Here is an 11,613-nt window from a genome sequence, read left to right on the forward strand (position 1 = left end):
CTTCCAGGGTGTAATACTTGAAGAAATGAAGCGGGTCGAAAGCCTCGGAGTATTCATTTCATCACTGGTTGAAACCGATGCTGTTACTGTCTCTGATATTGCTGAAAGAAGCGGTATCAACAAAATGAACATCAGCCGCTATTCACGGCAAATATCCGCAGCAGAAGACTTCCCGGCACCCGCTTATGGTGAAAAGTGGAGCTGGTCAGAGGTTGCTGTATGGCTAAACGCAAGAGGCAAGCTATCCAGTAAAGACTGTGGAATGGCCAAAGCACTTAAAAACGCAGGGAACGCAATCAGCGTGAGAACCATGATTCGTGATACCGATACTACCCAATACCTAGAAAGAATAACTGAATCCGCACTTAAGAATCGGGCATTCAAGCAGCTTCGAACTCGACTAGAGGAAATGAAAACAAACCACAGGGTTAGCAGTAGAAGGCATTCAGTCAATATAAAAAAAACACTTCCCCAGATCCAAAAACATCAAACCAGACAAAGCTAACCAAAGACGGAAAAACCAAGCGCAACGGATATGGAAGCAGGTTGATGCTTATCACTACCAGACGCTAGTCGCCCAAGTGCAGGCGTAAAATATAAGCGCCTGCACCCAGTTTTATATCCCGCTAGAGGCGCGATAAACCCTGCAATTTACGGGCTAACTATCGGTTTATCGTTATTGTTATTTCTAATTGCAGCAGTGATAGCTGTTCAACTATCCAATGATAACCAGTACCATAAAGGCAGTTTTTGAAAATTCGTGCCAGTTGGCGCGAACAGAATGCGGATAGCAAAAAGCCCCGACATAATGCCGAGGCTTTTTGCTAAACAATCGCTCTATCAGTCTGATCTTTTCGCAGGGAACAACTGACAGAGCTCACCGCTTCCAGCAGAGAGTCTTTTTAAGAACTAGAAGTTATTAAGAAGACTTGTAAGGCAAATATTACAGGTATTTTCAGCATTATGAACCCGCCCTGTAAAAAAAAACTTTGCCTGACATGCTGGATGCTCGAAAGGGATTAGAGCGTGTCAGACTCAACAGATACGATTGTAACAGATTGTAACCAAGAAAACGCAACCGAAAACGCCATAACATCGGCGAAAAAGGCTGTAAAAGCACCAAAAAAGCAGAATGAAAAGACTGTATCCACGAAAGTAAAAAAAACCAACGGTAAGGATAAAGCAGCTACTGATAGGCAAATAACGTCCCAGGCTGTCTATAAGGATAACGTCATCAGACTCGCTTCTGATGGATCTCCAGACTATTCCCATCACATAAGCCAGTGTGTAAAAGAACTAAATCGAAGCTATTACCACGTTATTATCAGCGGCAAGAACCGTATTCTGAGAATGATAAGAGCCGACGTAGGCACCGGACTACAACCGGAATTTTTTACCATTGATGAATTTAAACAAAAATGGCTACATGACTCAAAGATCCTAATCGGATACAAAGGCGAAAATAAAATAATGAAGTCCAAGGGCGAAGTATGGTTAAACAGCCCCGATGCAAACTTCATTGATGGCAGCCTCGACTTCGATCCATCCCGTCCACCACTAACACTAACCCCAAATTGCAGGCTCAATATCTGGCAAGGTTTTGGAGTAAAACCAGCCAAACTTACACTGTCAGAATTAAAAGAAGACCCGCAACTTATTCAATATATGGAGCACGTAAGGGATGTAATTTGTACAGGGGATGAACGAAACTTCAGATACCTTGTAGGGTACATGGCTCACATGGTTAAAAAACCTTGGGACAAACCTTCTGTGGCTGTAGTGCTAAAAGCTGGACAAGGTGTCGGTAAAGGAACATTTTTAAACCCTTTAATAACCATTATTGGGGGGCACGCACTGGCAACAACTAATTCAAAAGACGTCACAGGAACATTTAACGCAGCCCTTGAATCAAAGGTACTGATATTTTTTGACGAAGCCTTTGCAGGCAGCAAGCAAGCTAGCGATATGCTCAAAGGGCTAATTTCAGAAAACTACACTCGCATTGAGCGCAAAGGGATAGATGCCATAAGGGTGCCCAACAAAATGCGCATATTTTTAGCCAGTAACAGTGAAAACATTGTTGTTGTTGAAAATGATGACCGCAGATACTTTTTCCTCAGTGTTTCAGAGCATGTAAAACAGGATAAAGCCTACTTCTCTGAACGGGCTTACATGCAGCAATCCCACCCTGAACATAGGCGGTTTGCTGAAAAACTTCTGCAATACCTAATGGTCGTGGATATATCTGACTTCGACCCACATCACGCACCTGTGACCAGCGAACTAGTTAGACAGAAAATAGATAGCCTGAAACCCGAAGAAAGATGGGTCTATAACATTCTGGCCAACGGTGGAATAGTTCTAGGCGTCTGGCCTGGATCATCACTATCCAATCATGAGTGTTACGACGCATGCCTAGAGTGGATGGAGAGAAGGAAAATGAAACCTATACACGGAGATCCTACACTAGCGATAGGCAGGGCTTTAAATAAAGCCGGTATCGAATCAAAACCTGAGAAAAATACTCTTACAGGTAAATTAGAAAGAGTAAGAGTATTCCCACCTCTAGACCAAGCCAGACACGCATTTGAGAAGTTTTTGAAAGGCTCTATTGACTGGGAGTAAAGCCTGTTACGGGTAAATCAGCCATTTTTTCATTTTTCTAAAAGATAAAAAAAAAGAAAAAACAAAATCGCTACATCCCTTTAATACAAAGGGGTGTAGCGAGTTAAGGTATAGAAAAAAAGATAAAAAAATAACAAAAACATTAAAAAATACAAAAAAAAGACCTTTTTACCCCCCAAAAACGCAAAAAGTCCGATATTTTCGGACTTTTTTTTGCTCAAAAATCACGATTTCATCAAAAAAAAGGCATTTAATTACGGGTAAAGCAAATCTATTACGGGTTGTTACGGGTAGCCACATCCTCTACAGGCCTCGTAATTACAGGAGTTACGGGTAAAACGGGTAAATATTGAAAAACTCACAAGAAAAAGAAAAATAAATCCTGAGGATTTTCAAACCAGCCCGTTTTACCCGTAACACCCGTAACCATGCGGTCTACAGCCAACCTCTAACCCGTAACAAACCCGTAACCTACCCGTAACTAAAGAGAAGTCTTGTAACCATGGTATCTACAGAGCAGTTTTAACGAATTACATCGTCTAAAGTCACCTAAATTAGAAAAAATCCCAGGTTCAAAAGGGGCGCTGCCCCCGCTTCGCTCCCCCGGAAGTTCAGCAGGCAGCCCAGAGCCCTGAAGGGCAGGTGGAAAAGCCTTTCAGTGTTGTTTTTTTTAGCTTTTATGGGTTGTAGGGAAATCCGGTTCAGGCTAGTAGTGGCGTGGGCTGTAGCGGTATTTGTTGCTTGATATTTAATGGTTTGGTGGTAGTATTCATCAGGCACAGCTTGGAAAAGCAATGGCACAGGTGGCTCGTCCCTCGTTGGGCAGGTCCAAGTCGGCGGACTATAAACGCACCCTCTTTTTCTAGTGTTCAGCGTGAGAGCGTTATGAAGCTATCCCCAGCAGTACAAACGGCCTCGATCATCATTGATCGGTACGCAGGCCGCGAAATGACCCTTTCAAAAGCTGAACTGCTTAACCTGGTATCCGACATAAAACCCTCGCTGGTCAGGAAAGCCCGTCAGATCTTCATTGCTTCAGGCATTGGCAAGCTCCATAACATCAAGGTTAAAGGGATCTCATCAAGTATCCGGTATCAATTCCCCGATACCATCACCGATGAGTTACTGGCCAGACTGGAAGAAGCCAGAAGTCAGCATCGGGAAACCTGTTTCAAGCCTGACAATGTGAAGACGGTGAATGCCGAACGGATCTCTGACATAAGCCAGATGCAACCCGGTGTGATTGTTAAGGCCACTGGTGACACTGCCAAGGCAATATTGTCAGGCAGTGACTCTGATCGGATCAACATCAGGATTCAGGGCCACTCAGGAAAACCCAGTCATTACGAAGCAGTCCTGAAACATGGCCAGCATTCAAAACGGATTTCGGGGACACTGGATAATGAGTCTGCAAGTGCCTGCTGTGTTATTGCAGCCATTGAAGCCCTGACACTGGTCAAGAAGCAGATCCCCGTCGTTATCAATGCCCATACCGATTTTTACTCTTTGTACGGCAGAAATAAGAAACTCAATGACGAGCTCCGGGAACTGGTGAGAAGTAAGGATATGGCTGTCTGTATTTGTGTCAGTAATCAGCATTCATACTGAGTATAAAAAGACCTGAAAAAGAGATAAAAAAGACTAGAACAAAATAGACTAAAGCCAGCAGTACCAAGGCCTACAGGTCAATCTTGAACTATAATACATAGGGTAAATTTAATGCTATTTCAGTGAGATTTTATGCCTATGTCCTCCCCAAATCCCGCATGTCAGCCTACTGAATTTTATGAAATCGAAGGTGTTATCCGGGCAATTACCCATGAAGGCATCACCCGTCACGGCGACCCTTTTATTAAAATGAAGTTCAAGACCAATACTGGCGAGATATACACGCTGTCAAAGTTTAAGAGCACTACTGACGATATTGAACGGTTGATCGGTAAGCAGGTACGGATTGATTACCAATGCACCACCGACTCTGAAGACAAGGAATACAAGAATATTGATGGTGACATCGAGATCCTTCCTGACAATGCACCTCAGCCAGTGCAGCAGGCTTACCAGCAGCAGGCACCACAACAGCCTTACCAGCAACAACAACCTCAGACACAAGCCGTTTATCAGCAACAACCCCAACAACAGCCTCAGCAGGCTCATTTCCAGCCTCAGCAGCAAGTTCCACAGCAACCCGTATATCAGCAACCTATTCAGCAACAATCCAGCCAGCAGCCTCAGAATGAGCCACAGCCTCAACCCCTTAATGGTTTTGATGATGACGGTGTTCCTGACATTCCTTTCTGAGAAAAAATCGGTTCCCAGGTAAAGATAAGGCTCCTGATCGGGGCCTTTTATGCCTGACTCATAAAACCTCATCAAGCAGGCTTTATATGACAGACAACACCGACAGTTAAGAAGGAATATCACTGTGACAGAGCTACTAAAAACTCTTTACTTCGAGGGAAAAGAGTACAGGGCCTTTAGCTGTAGTAATCGCGAATCTGCCAGTGGAGAGACATTACTGATAGGTCTTTTTCTCTCGAATAACGAGCCCTCTTTTTTCATAAAGAGTGATGACACGCTGGCAATCATCGAGGGCTTTAAAGACTCGAAATATGCCGACAGTTGCCTTTATATGAGAATGCATCAATCAGACTGGCTCGACCCCGCACCTAATGAGGCATTTTTGCGATCCGACTACAAAATTTATCGGAAAGAAGAATGCTTGCCACTACGACAGGACGGGAAGAAGAGTTTACCAGCAGGCGTATCTGATGAGCCTTACTTAACCCGTACAGGCAGTGACCCTAGTGAACTTTTTGAGAGGCCGTACATGGAAGATTACGAGCCGCCAGTCAGTGAAAATCCTCAAAACAAAACACTGATACATTAACAAATATGCCAAAAGCCCTTTAATCGGGGCTTTTTTTATACCTGCCGATCAGTGGCCAGCTTGCAGGAAACAGTAAAAATCCATTGTCGCCCAGTGGATACCGTCAATACTTGACCGGGTACATTAACTTTGCGGAGTAAAGACAATGGCGAGGATTAAGACTGGTGGTAGACAGAAAGGGACACTAAACAAGATATCATCTGAATCACGGAGCCTGATTTCGGACTTTGTGAACCGTCGTATCGCATCCATTCTCGAAAAAGAAGAAGAGATAGCAGAAATGGATATTGAACTACAGCTAAAACTGATTCAACCGCTACTGCCATACGTTATGGTGAAAGCAACCGAACCGGAAGCTGGCCAGCAGCAGATAATACCTAAAGTGACGTTCACTCAGCATATAGGGCCAGGGGATCCAAAAGTCATCCCCATATATTAACCGCACATTGAACGTTCCAGTTACAGCAATAAATCCTGATCAACAGGTCAATCAGTCCTGAAATTTTGAGGAAAAAAAATTTTGGGGCTCCCTCCTAAATTCCCGTTACATGCAGGACAGATGACCAATATCCCTGATGGTATTTAGTACGACCATACCCAGATGAACGAACGAAAAACGACAATAACCTTATTGTTTATATCATCGCCACCAATTAACAACTTAATACTGTGCACCACATAAGAGTAACATATACGACAGGCTATCAACTGTGCACCATAATAATATACATATTATATAACTGTGTACTACTCTATATAGCAACTGTGCACAACTCTACAACTCCTTGTAACTGTGCACCACTATACCTCCATCATAACTGTGCACCACTATACCAACCCCGATTCATAACTGTGCCACACTCTAATCCCATCTGTGTACGATATCTTATAAGATATCGTACACAGATGGGATTAGAGTGTGGCACAGTTGCGGTAGTGAGGTAGTGCACAGTTGAGAATATTGTAGTAGTGCACAGTTAAATTTTTATCATTGTGCACAGTTAAAGTGTGTACCACTTTAGTTGGTCAGAGTGGTGCACAGTTGTTGACTATTACGTATTAGCGTTTATAATGTGATGCACAGTTAGATAAACACCCAAGAGAGAGATGATGATGGACGTAAAGAACTCACGACTAGAGAAGACTCACGAGCTGGTTCAGTACCTGGTAAACATGGACTCAAAAAACCCGACCAATTCAATAAATAAAAAGGTCGCCAGAGAGCTGAAAAAATTAGGCATTACAATGGTGAGCACTCGCTCAAAATTGGCCAACGGGAATTGGATCACAGACTACGAAAAAACAGACAATGGCGTCAGCATAAACACCGCCAAAGAAGTCATCAGGAACTATAAGAACGCTATTTTGGCACTTGAGTACATAAATCATAATTATGAGAAAAATATGGAGTACCTGAAGGACGAAATACTTGAGGCTTTAGGGGGCTCAGAGGACGTTTTAGCCCTGTTCAATTATGATGATATAGAAGGCATCAGGACAGCATTAAAGAAGCTGTACCGGACTCATAGTAAGAAAGCTAAGAACTCCAAGGTCAAGATCGTTCTCAACAGCATACAGCCAGAGCACCATGCTTATTATAAGTTCAATGGAGCCACCATTATGCTATCCAAAATAATCAATGATGAAGCCCCGGATGTGCTCAGAAAAAAGCACGATAACCGTATCAGAGTAAACCCTGATTTCATCATCGAACTGGCGCACAAAACACTACTCAATAAATCAGCCAGTTGGCAGGCAAAAGCAGCAGCCTTGATAGTTGTCACTGGCCGTAGACCTACAGAGATTTTAAAGACTGGCAGTCTTGATAAGCTAAAAGGCAACAACGCATTATTCGATGGCCAGTTAAAAACCAGAGACAGGGGACTACATGAGGACTTAGGAGCCTACCCTATACCATTGATAGCTTCAGACACTTGTACGGCAAGTCATATAATCAAGACGATGCAGCAAGTTCAGAAGACTGTCTCATCGGTCAATGTAGAGTTCCCGAATATGCTTGGAGTGCCCGTAGTTGCTGCGATAGGCGACCCAGAGCACGGAAAGAATGATATAGCACACAATAGGGGAGTTACACAGTACTCTAACCGGATGATCAATGACGTTTATTCCAGTTGGCTGGATATGAAGGGCGTCACCTGCAAGTCAATGAGAGCCATGTATAGCACTCTCGCATACCAGATAAACAAACCTACACTGCAAAAAGGGATAAGCGAGGATGCTTACACAACATCCATTCTCGGCTACGGAGAGCATGGTTTCGGGGCTTCAAGGAACTATAAGCAAATAGAACTTGATCGCTCTATCGAAAAAGCGCAGGCACCTGAAGCTGACCCGGAAGACATTGATAAGAAGCTGATAAAGCTATTAGAGAAAAAAACAGAGGACGTTCTAGCCAACAAAAGAGCCAAGGCAACTCATATATTGCACAGTACTTTGATAGCAATGGCCAAATCTGGACACCTAAAAACGGCAGAAATGACATCAGGAAGACTCAGCAGAATCCCGGTTAGCGGAAAACGGATAAATATTAATACTGTCCAAGGATACCTTGAACGTATTGGTATCACTGAAGCTGAGAGTGATAGCGAAAAAGAAACCGAGAGTGAAGATTAAATGAATGTTCCACCAGCAAGGATTACGGCCTTGCTGGTGGATGCCCACAAAGCAGTACCAAGAGAGAGACTTACAAAATGAGCAGTAACCAGTATAACCAGATCCTTAATTTGAGACTATCCGAACCAGTACCGATAGAACTTATGCCCCTGATACTGATATTGATCAGACAGAAAGGCTGTTCCCACTGGCTGAGAGTAGGACTCAGCAAACTACTGGAAAACAGCCTGAAAGCGTATAATTAAACCGGAGTACTATAAAACCTATTAAGCCCTGACGAATGTGCGGGGCTTTTTTTTTAACTGGTGACACTGGCAACCTGTTTTGCCTCCCGGATCTGTTCAATAACACGGATAATCCCGCCCCTGTCACCAGCAGGAGGCAATACCTTGATAACACCACCAGTATTGAGAAACTGCCTAACGTCACTGGCTAGTGCTTTACGACGCTCGTCTACTGGTATCTCAGTAGCCCGACAGCTTTCGACGTAACTTTTCCCAAAACAGGCAGGCAGATTGATACTTCTCTCCATAGCTAAATCCTCTACTGATTAGCGCAGGTTATGTCTCGCTATCACTTTCCTCATCATCAGCATCAGCATCATCATCACCATCAAAGCCGAAAGTGTATGGCACGGCCTTTCCATCCTTCATTTCGTCCATAGCTTCCAGCGCATCAGCAATGAATTGCTCAGGCAGATCGGGATTATCCCGCTTACAACGCTCAATCCTTTCTCTTTTTTCTTCTTCAGTCATGTTCCTGGTATCCATCTGTACGGGCCAGAAAAAAAACATACCTGACCATATTCCCAACTTTTAAGGATCGTGATAACTTCAAGACACGCAACGATTTGGTCATTGCTGCGGAGCCTCCGAGGCTTTTGTTTGAGCCGATCGTTAGCCCTGCAAGGCTAGCGGTCAACCTAACACTATTGTTCCCTACGCACGTAGGGATGAACCGGATCGACCCAACTGGCAAGACAGAAGGATCGAGTGTTCCCCACGACAGTGGGGACTAAACCCGCCTACAAACCACACCAACCTTCACGCTTACCGCCAGCATAAGGCCGTGCAGTACCACTGCTTAAATGCAGATCCCTTAGTGACTCACCATCGATGTAAACATCAGCAATGATACGAAAGTATTTCCCACGCCTCACGTTACGCAGTAACACCCGATCAGCACCTTCCAGAGCATTAACCGTGAGATCCCGTGCAATCTGGGCACCTTCACTCTCAGCCTGACACTTACCTCGAATCTCGGGAGCATCAAAACCATCAGCCCTGATAGAGATATTCTTCCCGATCAGGTCAGGCCACCCGGCAATATTGACTCTGAATGTATCTGCATCGTAGATACTCACCACTTCCAGCACTTCAACATCCCCGTAAGACTTCCGATCACTGGCCAGAGCAACAGCAGGGCAAAGCAGCAGGAGAGCAGCACCGATCTTCAGGCTTTTGATTACCGTCATACCACGACCTTTATTGTTTTCAGAGAATCATACGGTAACTGTGACACTCAGAGATAAAGCCAGCAATAGCCGATTATGGCTGAAAGCCAGTGATTATAGGCTCTCAGACGTAAACGAGCGTGAACACGTTAGGAGTTAGACACTGCATTATTGAAACCGTGCAACGTCCGCACGGGATAACCAGTGTTTAGACTGGTATCACGTCATCGATGAGCAATCTAACCAGTGAAATAAGAAATTCCCAGCAGGTAGCAGGGCCAGCAGCAGTAAACCGACCAGCAGCAGACCCTGCCAGCAGGGATTGGGCCCCCCCGACCAGCCAGCAGGGGCGCAGGTGGACAGGTGGGGGAGGGGAGGCACAGCTATATATAGGGTTTCGCACACACAAATTATTTTTTTTTCTACTCTCAGGGACTAGGCTTTGATACTGTAAACGGTATACAGTATACGGTATACAGTAAACAGCAAAAGGACGTGAACCCTTGATAATCCTAGTGGGTAGCAATAAAGGCGGAAGCGGAAAAACCACGCTTTCTTGTAATCTGGCCGTAATTCTCGCCAAAAGTGACAGCAATAATGATGTATGTTTGGTCGATGCCGACAGACAAGGCAGTGCAGCCAGGTGGCATCAGGAGAGGGAATCAGCCGACATTACCCCGGCAATAACCCTTATCCAGAAATACGACAACCTGACCAAGACACTGCAAACCCTTAACGAGAAGTTCACCCACGTCATCGTGGACGTAGCAGGCCGTAACAGCCGTGAAATGATCACAGCCGCCACTGTCGCCGATATGGTCATTGCACCGCACCAATGCAGCCAGTTGGATCTGGACACGCTGGGCGAGCTTCAGGAACAGATTATCCGAGTCATCGACCTGAACCCGGATCTGAAGATATTCATCTACCAGACAATGGCATCCACCAACGTGCAGGTTATCGAAACCGAGCGTAATGACTTCCAATCCTATGTGGCTGAGTTTCCCGAATTTACCCCGCTTAAATCTGCTGGCAGATACCGGAAAATATACCGGGATGTTATGAGCGAAGGATTATCGGTTCTGGAAGGCAGCAATAAGCAGGCTATCGAGGAAATCACCGCACTGCATCAGGAGCTTTTCAGTCATGGTTAAAACACGCAGCCAGCAGGCAGGCAAGAAACAAGATGTAGATCCCAGTAAGGCCGAAGCACTGGCCGATGAAATGGCTGATAAACCCTATGGCAGCAAGAAACCAGTACCGGCAGAAGATGAGCCACTGGAACGGATCACATTCACTATGGCCGTAAGCATGTATGACGAAATGGAAGTGCTGGCCAAAAAGCGGAAACGGGCAAAAGCTGACTGCCGATCAATGGCAGCGATAGCCAGAGAAGCAGTCAGGGAATATTTGGACAGGCATAACCAATAATTGTGAAAAAACACCTCTTGAAGTCAGCGAATACCCAGTGATACTTTCCATCTTTCGAGTGATCCCCCTGCTTATTGACAGGGGTGTTATCTGTCTCTAATGTTACAGGTGTAACACTGAATTATGACTACAAGAAAAAAACACCCCAACAAAGAGATTGAGGAAGCCCTTAGATACGCTGAATCAAAGGAATGGAGAGTAGAAAAGGCGGGAAAAAGTGCCCATGCATGGGGAATAATGTCTTGCTCTTTAGCATCACAGGAAGGATGTAAGCGCAGATCAATCTGGAGCACACCAGGCAACCCAGAAGGGCACGCAAGACAGATAAGAAATTACGTCGATAAATGCTTTCACAAGGGTTAATAAGAGACCATGAGCCAATCACCATTCAACTTTAGCTTTATCCTGCAAGGACGGTTCAGCGATGAGGAACAGATGAACCTGTCCGACAGCCTGATTGAAGCAGGCTGTGACTACCCTGAAGTCTCTGCACACAACGACATCATTACTCTTGAGTTCTTCAATGAAGGCATCAACGATAACTTCCAGGGTGTAATACTTGAAGAAATGAAGCGGGTCG

Annotated in this window: 14 protein-coding genes; 11 read left to right on the forward strand and 3 right to left on the reverse strand. The window is 44.8% G+C overall.

Translation table 11 applies throughout. The features are described 5' to 3' along the window. The 7 genes from RM811_RS19935 to RM811_RS19965 all read left to right on the forward strand — a co-directional run. The coding region (locus RM811_RS19935) for a hypothetical protein (protein WP_402527630.1) at nucleotides 1–505 on the forward strand (505 nt) is incomplete at its 5' end. A 521-nt stretch (nucleotides 506–1,026) separates the two neighbouring features. After that, nucleotides 1,027–2,625 carry a primase-helicase family protein gene (locus tag RM811_RS19940; RefSeq protein ID WP_402527632.1) on the forward strand — a complete coding sequence of 533 codons (1,599 nt, stop codon included), beginning with the start codon at nucleotides 1,027–1,029 and terminating at the stop codon, nucleotides 2,623–2,625. A 948-nt stretch (nucleotides 2,626–3,573) separates the two neighbouring features. After that, complete coding sequence (locus RM811_RS19945; RefSeq protein WP_402527633.1) at nucleotides 3,574–4,233, forward strand: hypothetical protein; 660 nt, start codon at nucleotides 3,574–3,576, stop codon at nucleotides 4,231–4,233. Nucleotides 4,234–4,371: 138 nt separating this feature from the next. Beyond that, nucleotides 4,372–4,926 carry a hypothetical protein gene (locus RM811_RS19950; RefSeq protein WP_402527634.1) on the forward strand — a complete coding sequence of 185 codons (555 nt, stop codon included), beginning with the start codon at nucleotides 4,372–4,374 and terminating at the stop codon, nucleotides 4,924–4,926. Nucleotides 4,927–5,050: 124 nt separating this feature from the next. Then, nucleotides 5,051–5,515, forward strand: coding sequence for a hypothetical protein (locus RM811_RS19955; protein WP_402527635.1), 465 nt, complete (start codon nucleotides 5,051–5,053; stop codon nucleotides 5,513–5,515). 145 nt (nucleotides 5,516–5,660) lie between these two features. After that, complete coding sequence (locus tag RM811_RS19960; RefSeq protein ID WP_402527636.1) at nucleotides 5,661–5,954, forward strand: hypothetical protein; 294 nt, start codon at nucleotides 5,661–5,663, stop codon at nucleotides 5,952–5,954. Nucleotides 5,955–6,622: 668 nt separating this feature from the next. After that, the gene (locus RM811_RS19965) at nucleotides 6,623–8,149 is read left to right on the forward strand and encodes a protelomerase family protein (RefSeq protein ID WP_402527637.1); all 1,527 of its coding nucleotides are present in this window, start codon (nucleotides 6,623–6,625) and stop codon (nucleotides 8,147–8,149) included. Between the two features lie 298 nt (nucleotides 8,150–8,447). Here the strand turns inward: RM811_RS19965 and RM811_RS19970 are convergent, their stop codons facing one another. The 3 genes from RM811_RS19970 to RM811_RS19980 form a co-directional block, all read right to left on the reverse strand. Then, nucleotides 8,448–8,681: a hypothetical protein gene (locus tag RM811_RS19970; protein WP_402527638.1), complete on the reverse strand. Its 234-nt coding sequence runs from the start codon at nucleotides 8,679–8,681 to the stop codon at nucleotides 8,448–8,450. 28 nt (nucleotides 8,682–8,709) lie between these two features. Continuing rightward, nucleotides 8,710–8,904: a hypothetical protein gene (locus RM811_RS19975; protein WP_402527639.1), complete on the reverse strand. Its 195-nt coding sequence runs from the start codon at nucleotides 8,902–8,904 to the stop codon at nucleotides 8,710–8,712. Nucleotides 8,905–9,173: 269 nt separating this feature from the next. Further along, the gene (locus RM811_RS19980) at nucleotides 9,174–9,623 is read right to left on the reverse strand and encodes a thermonuclease family protein (RefSeq protein ID WP_402527640.1); all 450 of its coding nucleotides are present in this window, start codon (nucleotides 9,621–9,623) and stop codon (nucleotides 9,174–9,176) included. Nucleotides 9,624–10,105: 482 nt separating this feature from the next. Between RM811_RS19980 and RM811_RS19985 the strand changes: the two genes are divergently transcribed. The 4 genes from RM811_RS19985 to RM811_RS20000 form a co-directional block, all read left to right on the forward strand. Then, on the forward strand, nucleotides 10,106–10,756 hold the full coding sequence (locus RM811_RS19985) for an AAA family ATPase (protein ID WP_402527641.1): 651 nt from the start codon (nucleotides 10,106–10,108) through the stop codon (nucleotides 10,754–10,756). Beyond that, complete coding sequence (locus tag RM811_RS19990; RefSeq protein WP_402527642.1) at nucleotides 10,749–11,033, forward strand: hypothetical protein; 285 nt, start codon at nucleotides 10,749–10,751, stop codon at nucleotides 11,031–11,033. The genes RM811_RS19985 and RM811_RS19990 overlap by 8 nt, the downstream gene beginning before the upstream one ends. 123 nt (nucleotides 11,034–11,156) lie before the next feature. Then, a complete protein-coding gene (locus RM811_RS19995) occupies nucleotides 11,157–11,396 on the forward strand; it encodes a hypothetical protein (RefSeq protein WP_402527643.1) in 240 nt (79 codons plus the stop codon). Between the two features lie 9 nt (nucleotides 11,397–11,405). Continuing rightward, a partial coding sequence (locus tag RM811_RS20000; protein ID WP_402527644.1) for a hypothetical protein occupies nucleotides 11,406–11,613 on the forward strand: 208 nt, incomplete at its 3' end.

Source organism: Endozoicomonas sp. (assembly GCF_031844845.1).
Lineage (GTDB): Bacteria > Pseudomonadota > Gammaproteobacteria > Pseudomonadales > Endozoicomonadaceae > Endozoicomonas.